Origin of the sequence: Kribbella sp. NPDC026611 (assembly GCF_040638345.1) — a bacterium.
In the GTDB taxonomy this organism is placed as follows: Bacteria; Actinomycetota; Actinomycetes; order Propionibacteriales; family Kribbellaceae; genus Kribbella.
Window position 1 is genome coordinate 387,606 of record NZ_JBEZYC010000002.1, and the last position, 14,424, is coordinate 402,029.

Annotated in this window: 17 protein-coding genes; 4 read left to right on the forward strand and 13 right to left on the reverse strand. The window is 69.2% G+C overall.

From position 1 onward, the window contains the following. Positions 1 to 18: 18 nt before the first annotated feature. Both AB0E69_RS07985 and AB0E69_RS07990 read left to right on the forward strand, forming a co-directional pair. Entirely contained in the window at positions 19 to 696 is a 678-nt protein-coding gene (locus AB0E69_RS07985; RefSeq protein WP_360141472.1) for a response regulator transcription factor, read from the forward strand. A 322-nt stretch (positions 697 to 1,018) separates the two neighbouring features. Then, entirely contained in the window at positions 1,019 to 1,393 is a 375-nt protein-coding gene (locus tag AB0E69_RS07990) for a VOC family protein (protein ID WP_360141475.1), read from the forward strand. A 17-nt stretch (positions 1,394 to 1,410) separates the two neighbouring features. Here the strand turns inward: AB0E69_RS07990 and AB0E69_RS07995 are convergent, their stop codons facing one another. The 3 genes from AB0E69_RS07995 to AB0E69_RS08005 all read right to left on the reverse strand — a co-directional run bounded on the left by AB0E69_RS07995 (position 1,411) and on the right by AB0E69_RS08005 (position 4,212). Further along, complete coding sequence (locus tag AB0E69_RS07995) at positions 1,411 to 3,108, reverse strand: hypothetical protein (RefSeq protein ID WP_360141478.1); 1,698 nt, start codon at positions 3,106 to 3,108, stop codon at positions 1,411 to 1,413. Positions 3,109 to 3,409: 301 nt separating this feature from the next. After that, complete coding sequence (locus tag AB0E69_RS08000; protein WP_360141481.1) at positions 3,410 to 3,835, reverse strand: hypothetical protein; 426 nt, start codon at positions 3,833 to 3,835, stop codon at positions 3,410 to 3,412. Then, on the reverse strand, positions 3,832 to 4,212 hold the full coding sequence (locus tag AB0E69_RS08005) for a cupin domain-containing protein (protein ID WP_360141484.1): 381 nt from the start codon (positions 4,210 to 4,212) through the stop codon (positions 3,832 to 3,834). The genes AB0E69_RS08000 and AB0E69_RS08005 overlap by 4 nt, the downstream gene beginning before the upstream one ends. An 813-nt stretch (positions 4,213 to 5,025) precedes the next feature. On the opposite strand from AB0E69_RS08005, the gene AB0E69_RS08010 reads away from it, so the two are divergent. After that, positions 5,026 to 5,958 carry a DMT family transporter gene (locus AB0E69_RS08010; RefSeq protein WP_360141487.1) on the forward strand — a complete coding sequence of 311 codons (933 nt, stop codon included), beginning with the start codon at positions 5,026 to 5,028 and terminating at the stop codon, positions 5,956 to 5,958. Further along, on the forward strand, positions 5,955 to 6,743 hold the full coding sequence (locus tag AB0E69_RS08015; RefSeq protein WP_360141490.1) for a maleylpyruvate isomerase family mycothiol-dependent enzyme: 789 nt from the start codon (positions 5,955 to 5,957) through the stop codon (positions 6,741 to 6,743). Before AB0E69_RS08010 ends, AB0E69_RS08015 begins: the two co-directional genes overlap by 4 nt. Positions 6,744 to 6,776: 33 nt before the next feature. Here AB0E69_RS08015 and AB0E69_RS08020 read toward each other — a convergent pair whose 3' ends face one another. The 10 genes from AB0E69_RS08020 to AB0E69_RS08065 form a co-directional block, all read right to left on the reverse strand. Next, the gene (locus AB0E69_RS08020; protein ID WP_360141493.1) at positions 6,777 to 7,298 is read right to left on the reverse strand and encodes a DUF5134 domain-containing protein; all 522 of its coding nucleotides are present in this window, start codon (positions 7,296 to 7,298) and stop codon (positions 6,777 to 6,779) included. Beyond that, the gene (locus AB0E69_RS08025) at positions 7,295 to 7,813 is read right to left on the reverse strand and encodes a dienelactone hydrolase family protein (RefSeq protein WP_360141496.1); all 519 of its coding nucleotides are present in this window, start codon (positions 7,811 to 7,813) and stop codon (positions 7,295 to 7,297) included. Before AB0E69_RS08025 ends, AB0E69_RS08020 begins: the two co-directional genes overlap by 4 nt. A gap of 61 nt (positions 7,814 to 7,874) precedes the next feature. Beyond that, entirely contained in the window at positions 7,875 to 8,303 is a 429-nt protein-coding gene (locus AB0E69_RS08030; protein ID WP_360141498.1) for a hypothetical protein, read from the reverse strand. Continuing rightward, on the reverse strand, positions 8,303 to 10,522 hold the full coding sequence (locus tag AB0E69_RS08035) for a CehA/McbA family metallohydrolase (protein ID WP_360141501.1): 2,220 nt from the start codon (positions 10,520 to 10,522) through the stop codon (positions 8,303 to 8,305). The genes AB0E69_RS08030 and AB0E69_RS08035 overlap by 1 nt, the downstream gene beginning before the upstream one ends. 150 nt (positions 10,523 to 10,672) lie before the next feature. Next, positions 10,673 to 11,347: an MBL fold metallo-hydrolase gene (locus AB0E69_RS08040; RefSeq protein ID WP_360141504.1), complete on the reverse strand. Its 675-nt coding sequence runs from the start codon at positions 11,345 to 11,347 to the stop codon at positions 10,673 to 10,675. Between the two features lie 72 nt (positions 11,348 to 11,419). After that, positions 11,420 to 11,824 carry a hypothetical protein gene (locus tag AB0E69_RS08045; protein WP_360141507.1) on the reverse strand — a complete coding sequence of 135 codons (405 nt, stop codon included), beginning with the start codon at positions 11,822 to 11,824 and terminating at the stop codon, positions 11,420 to 11,422. Continuing rightward, entirely contained in the window at positions 11,821 to 12,762 is a 942-nt protein-coding gene (locus AB0E69_RS08050) for a metallophosphoesterase (protein WP_360141510.1), read from the reverse strand. Before AB0E69_RS08050 ends, AB0E69_RS08045 begins: the two co-directional genes overlap by 4 nt. Next, positions 12,759 to 13,202 carry a cupredoxin family copper-binding protein gene (locus tag AB0E69_RS08055; protein ID WP_360141513.1) on the reverse strand — a complete coding sequence of 148 codons (444 nt, stop codon included), beginning with the start codon at positions 13,200 to 13,202 and terminating at the stop codon, positions 12,759 to 12,761. The genes AB0E69_RS08050 and AB0E69_RS08055 overlap by 4 nt, the downstream gene beginning before the upstream one ends. A 20-nt stretch (positions 13,203 to 13,222) precedes the next feature. Continuing rightward, a complete protein-coding gene (locus tag AB0E69_RS08060) occupies positions 13,223 to 13,903 on the reverse strand; it encodes a Rieske 2Fe-2S domain-containing protein (protein WP_360143004.1) in 681 nt (226 codons plus the stop codon). Positions 13,904 to 13,905: 2 nt separating this feature from the next. Then, complete coding sequence (locus tag AB0E69_RS08065) at positions 13,906 to 14,406, reverse strand: RNA polymerase sigma factor (RefSeq protein WP_360141516.1); 501 nt, start codon at positions 14,404 to 14,406, stop codon at positions 13,906 to 13,908. Positions 14,407 to 14,424: the final 18 nt, after the last annotated feature.

Here is a 14,424-nt window from a genome sequence, read left to right on the forward strand (position 1 = left end):
AGCGCGGACACTGACAAGATGCGGGTGCTGATTGTCGAAGACGAAGTACCGCTGGCCGAGACGGTGCGGCACGGCCTGACCGAGGACGGCTTCGTGGCCGAGGTCGTCCACAACGGTGAGGACGGCGTCTGGGCGGCGACGGAGTCGAAGTACGACGTCATCGTGCTCGACATCATGTTGCCGAAGGTCAACGGGTACAAGGTGCTCGAGCAGCTCCGCGAGCGCGGAGTCTGGACGCCGGTGCTGATGCTGACCGCGAAGGACGGCGAGTACGACCAGACCGACGCCTTCGATCTCGGCGCGGACGACTACCTGACGAAACCCTTCAGCTTCCTGATCCTGATCGCCCGGCTCCGGGCGCTGATCCGCCGCGGCGCGCCCGAGCGGCCGGTCGTCATCGAGGCCGGCGACCTGGTCCTCGACCCGGTGAAGCGACGTGTCGAGCGGGCCGGCCAGGAGATCACGCTGACCCGCCGCGAGTACGGGCTGCTCGCGTACCTGATGCGGCACCGCGGCGAGATCGTCAGCAAGACCGAGATCCTCGAGAACGTCTGGGACCCGGCGTTCGACGGCGACCCGAACGTCGTCGAGGTCTACATCCGGTACCTCCGGCTCAAGCTCGACGCGCCCTTCGACCGGCACGCCATCGAGACCGTCCGCGGCCTCGGCTACCGGCTCGACACCACCGGAGGCTGAGCGGCCAGTCCGTCGATGCGGCCGCGAAGGCGCCTGGGCGAATAGAGAACCCGGACCAGCAGCGCGATCGCGCAGGCAGTCGACGCGAACGCGAGTAGAGCGATCACCAAGCTGGAACCTTGGCTCGACCGAAGTCGCCACCAGGCCGAGCACACGCGGGAGGCTTCCCAAGCCCGGCAGGAGGATCCGGCGCGTCGCCGGCTCCGGGATCAGCGCAAGCTGGTAGTCAGGAACACGGTCTGCATCTGTCCATCATCGCGGGCTCCCAGCGCTGGTTTGGAACAGTTGGCCGTCGCGGTTTGAAGGCTGGTACTGGGAGCGCATGACCGCTACCCTCACCGCCACCGTCCTCGGAAGCCCCAATCCAACCGCGCTGGCCGACTTCTACCGAGAACTCCTCGGCTGGGTCGAGGGCACTCGCGAACCCGGCTGGGTCACCTTGCGCCCACCCGGCGACCAGCGGCCGGGCCTGAGCTTCCAGCTCGAGTCCGACCACGTACCGCCGGTCTGGCCACAACGCGCCGGCGTACAGCAGATGCAGGCTCACCTCGACATCCAGGTCGACGACCTGGACCACGAAGTACGCCGCGCCGAGTCCTTGGGCGCGACCGCCGCGGCCCACCAACCACAAGAAGGCGTCCGCGTCATGCAAGACCCTGACGGCCATCCCTTCTGCCTGTACCTCCCCGGCCACTAGAACGCCGGCGGTTCTCGTCAAACACCTTCAGGACGTAGCAGCCAGGTGAGCCGGTCGTCGGGGCGTGGACGGTAGGTGCACTCCGTGCCGGTGCGGATCGCGTCACGAAGATGCGCGCCGACGGCGGGATCCACCGATTCGATCCGGGCGATCGCCGTGGCGATTGCCTTGGTGGCTGCGATGCGTGCCCGCTCGCCGGTCGAACCGCTGGTGCGGGCGCGGCCGCCGAGGCCTGCCGCCGCGCTGAGCTCGGCCAGCAGGGCGGCGCGTTCAGCCTCGAGAGACTCGGCGCGGGCCAGGTCGGCCCAGTCCTTCGCCTCGGCGAGCTCGGCATCGAGCTCAGCCAGCCGCCGGCGGTACGCCGCCGCAGCCTGCCGATCGAGCTGCGGCCCGGCCGCAGGCTGCAGCACGGTGCCCGCACCATCCGTCACCAGCTCGACCGCCGACAGCGCCTGCCCTGGGCAGGCCAGGAGCCGTTGCAGGTAGTCGAAGCCGCGCAACGCGCGCATCGGCCGTCCGTCCGCGGCGCCGATCAGCCACAAGTCGTCACCGGCCGGGTGGAAGTGAACCACGGAGTCACCGGCGACCGGCGCCCAGGACTTCAACCGGTCGTGCCACCACGTCGCCCCGATCCGTGCGTACGTCGCCAGCGCCCGCTCGCGCAGCGCCTCGGCCCGATCATGGTCGCCCGCGAGCGCGGCGGCCCGCGCGAGCGTGTCGTCGGTGACGCCGTGGAAGTACACCGCGCCGGCGTTGAGCACGGCGCGGTTCTCGTACGGCGTCAGCAGGCGAGCCGTCGTACGAGCCATCTCCGCGTCGCCGGACGCCAGGGCGGCCTCCAGAATGCACTGGAGGTTGAGCAACAGATTGACGTCTCGCGGAAGCGCCTCGACGACCTCAGGGCCAAGCTCCGCCAGCAGCGACCGGGCGCGTTCGGGCCGGCCGAGGTAGGTCCACACGGCGGCCGCCTCCGTCGCCACTTCGGTCACGCCTTCGGCCCTGGCGAACTCCTCCATCGCCCCGCACATCCTCTCGACGGTCGCCGCGTCGCCGGTGTGCAGAGCGGTGTAGCCACGCATCAGCTTGGTGATCATCCACGCGTCGGCGAGCCCGGCGTCCTCGCCGGCCGCTTCCGCGATCTGGATCAGCTCGGGCGCGCGGTCGCTGTCACCACGGACGTGCTCGTAAAGCCAGCGTCGAGAGGATGCGAAGAAGCGGGCCCGCGGCGACTCCTCCCCCAGCCGCTCCAGCGCGCGGAGGTGGCGCTGGATCGCGGGGAGCTGAAGGGTCTCCCAGGCGACCTGGAGACCCCAGAGATGCGCTTGCAGCCGTACGTCGGGGTCGAGGACGTGAGCGGACACGTCGTCCAACCGGGTCGCGGTCTCCCGGCGGAGCGGCAGGTCGTCCGGACCCCAGTGCGCTACGAGCACGGCGTCGAGGCTGTCCGCGATCCGCTCCGGATCACCGGTCCGCTCGGCGTGCGCCAGCGCCTCGTCCGCGAAGGAGCCGGCCCGATCGGCGTGACCGCCGTACGCCCAGCAGCGCGCGAGGGCAGCGGCCACGCGCGAGCGGTCGGCGTCATCGGTGGTGCGGACGAGTACGTCGTACAGCTCCGCCGCGAGGCGACCCGGCTCGGTGCCGAAGACGTGCCCGGCCGCGGCGCTGAGAACCGCCCGGGTCCGCTCCGTGAGCTCAGTGTCGCGACTCCTCGTCACAACATCACGGTACGACGCCCCCGGGCGGCTCAGTCAGTGATCGATCGATCAGGACCGATCGATCAGGCCGGTCAAGGTCGGTCAGGACCGGTCAGGTTCGGTCAGGACCGGTCGGGTTCCCCTTCCTCCGCTACCTCCTGCCGACCCTGGCCCCTCGGCACCAGGCTGGGAGCCGCCCTCGAGTCGCCGTCCCTTCGTAGCCTTCGAGGGCTACGACACGATCCTGGCCCTGGCCGACTACCTCCGTTCGGTCAGGACCGGTCGGGTTCGGTCAGAGTCGGTCGGGGTCGGTCAGGGTCGGTCAGGGTCGGATCAGCTTTACCTCGGCGGCGTGCTCGGCCTGCCTGGCCTCGTCCCAGTCGCCGGTGCAGTAGACCCGCAGGTCGGTGATCGCGCCGCGTGGGTCGACGTCGGCCGCGAACTGCTCCCGGCAGTACCACGTCTGCCCCTCGGCCACCCACCGCTCCTCGAACGCCATCACGAACCCGCCCTCGGTCCGGTCGACACGCTCGACGCGCACCGCTCCGGGGAACGGATGCTGCTCGCGCCGGACGGCGAGGCAGTCGGCGACACCCTCGACCTGGATCCGCCAGTGCGGCAGGGACAGGTCCAGGAAGCAGTCATCGGCCAGCATCCCGGCCTGCACCTCCCCGGTCTCCAGCCAGTCGACCAGACGCGCCACCGAGGCGTCGACCTCGCCGTGCCGGGCTGTTGCGACGCTGGTCATGCGCCGACTCGGGCGCGCTCGAGGTTGGCGCCGATGACGGCTTGCGTGAGCTCGAGCTCGGCGGTCCGACTGAACTCGACGACGCTCGTCCCCGCGGTGATCAGCGGCAGATGTCCCGGCCCGGCGTAGTACGCGTCACCCGCGCGGTACGTCTCGGAGTGGTCGGGCCAACGGAAGGTCAGCTCCCCCGCCGTGACAACACCCCAATGCGGGCACTGGCAGCGGTCGTCAGGCAGCCCCACGAAGTACGGCGCCGGATCGACGTCGACCGGATACGTCTCGAAGGCGATGGTGTAATCCCCCAACGGGGCGTAGCGCCCGGTCAACTCGGGAATCTCAATAGCCACCGGAGTGGTGGCCGGGTTCGCACTAGGCATGATGTCCTCCAGGATCGTCGGTGTGCGGACACCCTGCAGGCGTGACTCCGGACGGAACAATCGTGACGTCAGCCGACAATGCGTTCACGAGCCGGCTCGGCCCGGTCGCACGCCACTGGCGGTGGGAGTCGAGCGCCGAACTTGCGTATCTGGCGACCGTTGGGGGTGACGAGGTCGTCCTGGTCACGGCGACGATCGGGTCGTTCTTGAGGCAGGTCGAGAGCCTGCGCGACCAACAGTGTGCGGGCTCGCTGGGGACCGTCTCGTTTGGCGCTGGTGTCGTTGTTTCGACTGACCTACCTAATGCCGTGACCGGCGATCACTGGCCACGGGAGTTCACGGGTTCCTGCGCTTGGAGCGGTCGAGCGCGGCCTGTTCGAGGGCAAGCGGACGGGACGCGAAGGGGCGGTTGCTCAGGGTTTCGTTGCACGGTCAGCCGTGAGGGCCGTCCGCAGCTTGTGAGGCTCGCGGCGGGTGGGCGAGTAGGAGCGCGCGTAGCGGACGCTGTGAGGAGCGCAGCGACGAACGGCGGCTGCGTAGCACGCGGGCGGTACATACAGTCACCCGCGAGCGGCAGCTCGCAGAACGCGGGCGGCAGCCGCAACAAGCCGGGCGCCAGCCCGGCAGGAGACGGGTGAGTGGGAGCGCGCGGAGCAGGCGCGGGTGAGGAGCGCAGCGACGAATGGTGGCTGCGGAGCACGCGTGGGACGTACTCACACGCACGCGTGGGATGTACTACTCCGGTTTGGACCTGTTGAACTGTCCTGCATTGGACCTGTGGGAAAGACCAGTCGGCCGCATAGCGTGGCGGTCATGGTCAAGGGCAATGTCGGGGCGTATGCGTCCGCGGCCGGCGCGATGTTTCTCGTCGGTACGCTGGCGGCGGTCTCCGGACTCGTGAACGGCTACCCGATCTACGGCGGTCAGGCGCTGCGGTACGCGCTGTCCGCCGTACTGTTCCTCGTCATCGCCCGCGTCAAGCAGCTCCCGCTGCTCCGGCCGCGGCGACGTGAGGTTGTGCTCCTGATCGCTCTGGCCGCGACCGGCCTGGTCTTCTTCAACATCTTCGTCATCACCGCGACACGGCACGCGCACCCGGCAACGATCGGCACCATCATCGGCGCCGTACCGATCGTCCTCGCCCTGGCCGGACCGGCGCTCAGCGGCGCACGACCCGCACGGCACGTGGTCGCCGCAGCGGTTGTCGTCGTCGCCGGTACGGCGATCACCTCCGGCCTCGGCACCGCCGACACCGCGGGGATCCTGCTGTCGGTCGGCGCGCTGATCTGCGAGGCCTGCTTCACGCTCCTCGCGATCCCGCTCCTCACCCGGCTCGGCCCGATCCGCGTCTCCGGCTACACCGCGGCCACCGCCGTACCCATGCTCCTGGTCACGTCCGTGATCACCGACGGAACGCACGCCCTCCGGGCACCGACCTGGCCAGAGCTCGCGGGCTTCCTCTACTTGGCGATCATCGTCGGCGGCCTCGCCTTCCTCCTCTGGTACGGCGCAATGCCCCGCCTCGGCCCCGACCGCGCCGGCCTCTTCGCGGGCCTGGTCCCCGTCGGCAGCATCACCGCCTCCGCGCTGCTCGGCCAAGCCACCCCGACCGCCTTCGAGCTGGTCGGCGCCTCGATCGTCGTCACCGGCCTCCTGATCGGCCTGGCCCCACGCTCCTCGCGGCCTGCTCACCACCCCGGTGGTATCAAGGAGCTGCACACGCCCACCGCTGGAGGTACAGGTTGAGCAACGCCGATGTCGTCATTGCAGCACTGCGCACCGGGTACGAGCGACTGGCAGGGGTGGTGAGGACATTCGACGACGACGACCTGGCCGGGCCGTCGGCGGCGTCGGAGTGGGACATCGCGCAGGTGCTGAGCCACCTCGGCAGCGGCGCGGAAATCATGGCCAACACGATCCAGCTGGTCCTGGACGGCAAGCCGCCGGTCGGTGGCGACTACAACCAGAGCGTGTGGGCTCGCTGGAACTCGTCGACCCGAGCCGAGCAGGCGGCCGGCTTCCTCGACCGGAACGAGAAGCTCACCAGCTTGTTCGAGTCACTGGACGCCGATCAGCGGGACAACCTACGGATCGAGTTGGGTTATCTCCCCGCGCCAGCCGATGTGGCGACGGTCGGCCGGATGCGTTTGAGCGAGCTTACGTACCACTCGTGGGATGTCCGCAGCGCCTCCGACCCGGCCGCCACTCTCGACACCGCCGCCGTACCCCTGATGCTTCAGATCGACACCGACCTCAGCTGGATCACCAAGCCGGCCGCGCTGAACGGCCAGCAGGCTGTACTCACGGTCACGACGAGCGAGCCGGCGTCGGAGTTCTCCCTGCACCTCGGGGACCCGGTCAGCATCGACCAGGCCGTCGCTGACGCCCCCGACGGCTCCCTCACGTTGCCCGCCGAAGCTTGGCTCCGACTGATCGCCGGCCGGCTGTCCCCGGACCACACCCCGTCCTCAGTGGACCTCACCGGCCCCATCACGCTGGACACCCTGCGCAACGTATTCGCGGGCTACTGAGCAAGTCGGCTGGCACCCTCGCCGCGATGGGTGTCAGCCGACCGATGTCAGACCTGGGAGCATCAGGGCCAGCATGGTTGCGGTGCCAGCGGTGGCCAGGCCGTGGCAGGAGCAGGCGATCCGGTGGCCTCGGGAGCGGACGGCTCGGAGTCCCCACCAACCTGCGGCCAGGGCGAGCGAGCCGACGACGTCCCAGCTCAGCATTGCGGTCCAGGTCTGCGTCAGCGAGGACATCGCGAGCAACATCCACACCATGCCGAAATTCATTGCTGCATGCATCAATGCGCCCGCTCGGGCCGTGACGTCGACCGAGCTGGCCAGGTGGCGGAGGAAGACCAGCGCTCCGGCCGCGAAGAGCGCGACCAGCGCCCATAGCGCGACACCGGTTGCCGGCCACCACACCATCGCCAGCATCGCTGGGCTCATCACGACGTGGTTCACGTCGACGACGGTCTCGATGCCCCGCCTGCGGCCCACCACCAACCGCAAGAGGCAGTAGAGCCCGGTCCCTCCGAAGAGGACGGTCAGCGCGACCGCCCAGGCCCCGGCGATCATCGCACGGCCCTCCGGACGCGGCTCCACAACAGGCCGGCCGCTGCCTCGTCGTAGTCGGGCGACGTCAGGTCGGTGAAGAAATGCGAAAGCCCCGGATAAGTCCACACCTTGCCGGTCCACTGCGACAGGTCGACGAACGTGTCGTTGCTCCCGGCATGCAGTTCGAAGGACGAACCGAAGCCGGCCGGGACCGCCGCGTGCCCGTGAATCAGCACCACGGCAGACGCTGCCGGACGATCCGGCCAGATCTCGCCGACGACCCCGGCCCCCATCGAGATCCCGATCAGCACCGCATCCTCAGGCACCTCGCGTACGGCGGCCTGCGCCCGACCGCAGATCGCGTCCCAGCCGACCTCCCGCATCAGCGCCAACCCGGAATCGAGATCCGCGGCAACGCGCCCGCCGTACAGATCCGGCAGATGCACCTCATGCCCATCGCTCCGCAGCAGCTTCGCCGCGGAGTGTTCGACCGCGCGCAACCCGAGCGCAGAGTGAAACAGCACCACTGATGTCACCAGCACGTCCTTCCCGAGGCCCGACATCAACAACGTCGAAGCCGACGGGCGGATCTCGACGTCAGGTGCTGCCGATCAGCGCAACAGGGACTGGGCTGAGGTGCGAGCGGAGGATCAGGTGCAGCGAGCTGTGGAGCGCGAGACCGCCGAGCGCTCCCAGCGCGCGGAAGCTCAGCGTCACGTCCACAACCGTCGGTACGTCGAAACGCACCCGGAAGCTGCCTTCCTGGCGCGGCTCGCCGGTCAGCTCGTGGACTGGGAGATCCAGCTCGACGCCCGGCACCGGCTCGCCCTCGATCACCAGCCGGCCCGTCACGAAGCCGGTGTTGACGATCGGGAACTCGATTGGGTGCCACTCCCCGGTCGGCAAGCTCCGCACCCGGTGGCCGGTCCGGGCGACGTTCACCCGGGCCTCCGGGTTGATCGTGACCGAGATCGGTGCCGTCGTCTCGACCGGGCCGCAGCAGCCGGCCGGTTCGCCGTGAACCATCAGTCCACCTCGCATTCGTCACGGCGTACCAAGTAGGTCGCTTGCGCGGCGTCGTACGCCTCCCGCGCGGCCGGTCGCTCGGTGTCGCGGATGAAGCCCTGCTTCGCAGTCCACAGCGCGTCCACCGAGTCGTACAGCCACTGCGCGCTGCGCCGCGACGCCCGGATCGGCTGCCCGGCGACCTCGACGAAGATCGGCTGCGTGTGCACGCTGCGCAGGATCCGCAGCGCGATCCAGGACGACCGCTCCAGCTCGACGTCGAATTGGAGCGCCTGCTCGTTGCCGTCAGCAAGCAACTCCTGTGACCCGGCCGGTACGCCGTTCACCAGCACCTCGACAAGCACGTTGCGCGACCGGCCGATCCGCGACCGCTCGAGGTGCCAGCCGACCGGCGCGCTGTACACGGGCTGGCCGGGCCCTGGTGGCGCCGGCGGCTGTTCAGGCAGCCAGGCCGCGACCGTCGCCGTCACCCGGACCTGTCCCGCAGCGTCGATCGCATGCTCCCGGCTGGTGTCGCCGTCGACCGCGAAGTCGTACACATGGCTCCGGCCGTCACCGAAGTACGACGCGCGCTCCTTCAGCCCGCCGAGCCACGCCTCCAGCGCCTGCGGACCGTGCGGCGGCTCCGGCAGCTGGACGTACGTGCGCCCGACACCCGGGCCGTCGTCGTAGATGCACGGGTAGTCGGTCTCGCCGAGCATCAGCGTGCGGTAGCCGACGTTCAGCAGGTGGTACCAGATGTTGAGCTCGGCGGCCGGGGAGAACTCCGCACCGCACTGGAAGTCGGCAGCACCGAGCGGTACGTCGACGATGATCTCGTTGGACCCGATCGACTGGAAACCCGGTACGACGTAGTTCGGCAGCTCGTCGGTCTCGACCGCGAGGCCGAGACCGCAGTGCGCGTACCCGACGAGCGCGTTCTGGGCGTGGCCCCAACGCATCACCGGCAGGTTCCACGACGGCCAGTCCTCGATGACGGTGGTGCCCGGGTAGTCCTGGTCGGTGAGCCCGAGCAGGATGACGTGACCGGAGTGGCTGGACGGGAAACCCGACACCTCGAGGTCGTACCGGAGCAGGCTCTGGCCGTCGTGGTCGGTGTCCTGCGGCTCCCACGTCATGCCCTGGGCCTGCTGCATCGCGGGGTACTCGAGCTCGGCCCGCGGGCTGATCGACGAGCCACTGAAGAACTGCTTCTGGTGGTAGTAGCACGGTCCCCAGGTCAGCACGCTGCCCATCCACAATCCCTCGCCGCGGACGTGCCGGATCATCGTCTCCGGGTTCACGCCCTCGGATGGCACGCTGTAGTGCGAGCAACCGCCGGCGTGGATGTGCGGGTCGCCGGAGTAGTAGCCGTGCGCGGCCGGATCGGCCCAGCGGTCGAGCTCGATCGTGATCGCCTCGGTGCCGGCGGACACGTCCACCTCGACGTGCACCTCGCGGTACTCCGGCCCGCGCCGGGCGGCGATGTCGTACTGGCCGGCCGGGAGCGTGATCACCTCGCCGGTCGCCCGGTAGACGTGGTCGTGGAAGAACATGTCCGGCGCCAGTCGCATCGCCTTCGACGGGTACGCGCGCCGCTGGGAGTCCCGCACGGTCAGCGCCGCCACGCTGGTGCTGCCGTCGGGCTCGCGGACGTCGAGCCGGACGTCGTGCGCGGGCAGGCAGTCGAAGTCGAACTTCGCGGCGTACTCGCGGCTCTCGAACCCCAGCCGCTGCCAGGCCTTCGAGGACGGCGGCCGGGTGATGCTGTCAAAGGCCTCCTCGACCGCCAGGACGAACATCAGCTCACCGCTGCGCGTCCCGCCGTCACGGCTGTACAGGCTGATCACCTTGTACTCGACGTCCAGGCCGGACACGTCCGTCGGACCGGCGAGCTTCACCTCCAGCCAGCTCTTCGCGATCCGCGGTACGACGGTCAGCGTGTCGTGCAGCGTGATCCGCGCGGCGTGGCTGTGGTGGTCGACCAGCCCGAGCACGTGGTTGGACGGCGCGGACAGATCGCCGAGCAGCTGGTGCGGATTCGAGATCCGGACCAGGGAGCTCCGCCACCCGTGCTGCACCAGCCGCGGCGGCGCGGCGCCCGGCGTACTCGCGGTGTAGCCCCGCTCGTCGAGCTCGACGTCGACCAGGACGTAGGGCCGCAGCAGCTCCTCGACCTTGGCCGACCGGACGGCGTCGCTCTGCGTATCGTCAGCCAGCTTCGCCAGCTGAGTGGTCAAGTCGTCGGGTAACGGTTCACCGATCGCGCGAAGTTTCTCAACGGCTCGAGTCGCGGATGCCAGCAGTGGCTGAAACACGAAACCTCCTCGTCGCAGACGAGCTTCGAGCCTAGTTGCCTTGCGCGCGCCTGGCGCGGCATTTTTCACGGCTCACCAACCGCGGGCGCGCCACTCCTTGAGGTGCGGGCGTTCGGCGGAAGCCACCGTGGAGCGGCCGTGGCCGGGATGGATCGTGGTCGAATGATCGGCGGTGGTCAGGAGGTGATCGACCGATCGCATGATCGTGGGGAAATCGGACAACGGCCAGCCGGTCAGGCCGGGACCGCCTGGGAAGAGGGTGTCGCCGGTCAACAGTTGGCCGGGGAGCTTGAAGGTCAGGCTTCCCGGGGTGTGGCCGGGTGTGTGGATCACGGTCAGACCAGCCACCTGCAGGACGTCGCCATCGGCCAACTCTTGGTCGATGACGCCGTCCCACAGTTTCGCCTGGCTGTCGAAGGCGAGCTGCCCGGTGGGGAGCAGCTCGTCGGTAGCTGTGCCGGCATCCCAGTGGCCCGTTTGCTCGGCGTGCCTCAACTCGTGCTCCCAGACCGCGGTCTCCGCCGGATGAGCAAGCACAGGTACGTCGAGGCGCTCGCGCAGGTCCTGCAGAGCCAGCACGTGGTCCCAGTGAGCGTGTGTGAGCACCAGCCCCACGACGTCGAGGCCGGCCAGACCGTCCAGGATCCGCTCACCCTCGTCGCCGGGGTCGACCACCAGCGCCTTCCCCTGGTCATGGACGACCCAACAGTTCGTATCCAGCGCACCGACGACGATTGGATGCAGCATGCCCCCAGGTTATCCGGACCGCAGTCCGGCTGTCCTCAAGACTCGGGTTGCGATTCTGGGGTGGCCCGCAGCTCATTCATGGGCCTGGCGTGCGGACCGGCGCTCGGCGAGCTGTTTGGTGAATGGGACCAGGAGCAGGACCAGGGCGAGCACCCAGGCGATCACGCTGAGCAGGGCCTGTGGAGCGGGTTGCCAACCGCGTTCCGTGAAGCCGAACAGGCCTATCGTGCGGGAGCCGAGGAAGCCGCCGAGGCCGCTGAGGCAGAGGCCGACGGCGAGCAGCCGGATGACGGCGGCGTTCCCGGCGAGGAGGAGCAGCGCGACCGCGAACGAAGCGGCGGCGTCCCAGCGGAAGGACGTCCCGATGTACGGGATCGCGTGATAGCTGCGCGCGTACAGCTGCGCGTGGATGAAGCCGACGACCCCGAGGCAGACCGCCACCGGCAGACCGGCGAGCGACGTACGGACGAATCTCATGCCAGCTTCACATCCTTGATCGCCAAATTCTCGGTGCCCTCGCGGTACTGCACCTCGCGGATCCCGAGCGCGTCCTTGAGCTTCCCGGCCGGCAGCGTGACCGGCGAGGGCGCGGGCCGCTCGCCGGGCCGCGGCAGCGGGTACGCCGTGGTGGTCGCACTGTGGAAGGTGATGTTGCCTTCGGTCTTCGTGAACAGCTGGTGGATGTGTCCGTTCAGGCACGTCACCGACGAGAACCGTTTCAGGTAGCTGAGCGCCTGGGTGGCGTCGTCGGTCCCCCAGCCCCACTTGGGGTAGAGGGCGAACAACGGGATGTGGCTGAAGACAACGATCGGCGTGTCCGCGGACAGCTTGGCGACGTCCTTCTCGACGAACTCGAGCTGCGGCTTGCCGAGGTGACCGAGCGACTCCAGGCTCAGCGTGTTCACCAGCGAGATGAAGTGCACGCCGTGCAGGTCGAAGCTGTACCAGCCGTCGCCGGCGGTGCCCTTGCCGAACGCCTGCCGGTACTTCTGGCCGTGGTCGTCGACCGAGTCGTGCTCCCCCGGGACCGTGAAGACGTGTCCCGTGTTCAGCCCGCCCATCATCTGCTTGACCTGGTCGAACTGGGCCGGCGTCGAGAGATGGGTCAGGTCTCCGGTGTGCATGACGAAGTCCGCGCGGTACGGCAACGTGTTGATCTGCTGGATTGCCTCCGCGAAGGATTGTTCAACAGCCGCGTTCGCCGTGCCCTTGAACCCGAGGTGGCTGTCGCTGATCTGGATGAACCGCAGGGCGTTCGGATCCTGCTCGATCGCGGCCGGCTTCTCGTCTGGGCGCGTGACCTGGCTGATCACCTCGCCGCCCGTCACCGTGAGTACGACGGCAGCACCGAACCACGCCGTATGGCGGATCAGCTGCCGCCGCGTCATCCCTTCCGGGCTGAGGTCGTCGCTCATGCCGTGACCACCACGGTTCCGGTCATGAACGGGTGGATGGTGCACAGGTAGTCGAACGAGCCCGCCTTGGTGAACTTGAACTGGTACTTGTCGCCGTTCTGCAGCGTGCTGGACTTGAGCGGGCCGTTGCCGTTCTGGCTGGTGACCGTGTGCGGGTCCTGGTCGTCGTTGGTCCACGTCACCGTCGTACCGACCTTGACCGAAATGCTCTGCGGGCCGAACGCGAACTCCTTGATGTCGACCGAGTTCGCCGCGACGGCCGGACCGGCCGGAGACGCGGACGTGGTCATCCCCGGCATCTCGGAATCGGCCGCGGGCGGCGGCGCGGGATTGGCCTGGCTCTGACTATCGGTGCCGCCACCGCACGCCGCGACGGCGACCAAGCAGCCGGCCGCCGCGAGCGCGGTGACGAAGGGGCGTGTTCCACGCAGGGTTGTCATGCCATTGATATGGCACCGGGTTACGCCTGACGCGGCGGCACGAAGACCTGCACAACCCCTTCGGACTCACGCACCATCAGCTTCGGCAACGGCGGCAGCGCGATCGGCAACCGGTGCTGCAGCACAGCGCCGTCGACAGCGAAGGCGGCGTTGTGGCAAGGGCAGTTCAGCTTCCGCGCCGGCCCGTCCAGAGCCAGCTTGCAGCCCAGGTGGGTACACACGCCGGAGACAGCCTTCACCTCACCGGCGGACCGGTGCACGAACCCGACGATGCCCCCGACGTCGAACGGCCGTACGGCGCCGTCCGGCAGGTCCTTGGCCGCGACGATCCCGCGCCATTCCCCGTTGTCTGGCGTGATCGTCTGCTCGATCGGCTCCGCGGTGGCGGCTCCCCCGGAGCCGCTCAGCAGCGCCTCGGCGCCGGCACCGACCGCGACCGACGCCGCGGACGCGGCCGCGATCGACACGACGAAGCGGCGTCGGCTGGCCGGCAACTGCCGGACCGGCGGCGCCTCGTCGAGCTCGGTCCGCAAGCGCTCGCGCAGCGAGCTGACGAACTCGTCGCTCGGCTCGCTGTCCGGGCCGGCAGCGCGCAGTGCGATCGCGGTCCGGAGCTCTGACTCGTCCTCCGGACCGGCCGCGAAGCGTCGCGTCCGGCGCCGGCTCAGCAGGTCGTCGACGAATCGGCGTACTCCGCGCATGCTCACACCTCCATTCTGTCGGCCACGGCCGCGGCCTGGCGAAGGGCCCGGTGCTGCAGCACCTTCGCGTTGCCCACGGTCACGCCCAGTTCCAGCGCGGCTTCCTTCAACGAACAGGCACCGATGAAGCGCAGCTGCAGGATCCGCCGGTAGCGCTCCGGGAGCTCCGCCAGGATCGCCTCCGCCCGGGCGACCGCGCCGGAGTTGCCCGCCTCGGCTACCGGTTCCGTCAGCGCCCAGTCCTCCTCCAGCCGCGTGATCTGGCGGCCCAACGTACGGCGCCAGTACCCCGCGAGGACCGTCCGCGCGGTCGCGAGCAGGTACGCCCGGACCTCGCCGACGCTCGCCGACAGCTGCAACGGCCGCAGCGCCGTGACGAACACCTCGGCGGTCAGGTCCTCGGCGTCCGGCCGGTTGCCGACCTTCGCGAACATGATCCGGTAGACCCGGTCCACGTTGTCGTTGTACACCGCCTCCCAGTCGGGATAGCTGTCCTGGGTCACCACGCGAAGGTGAACCGG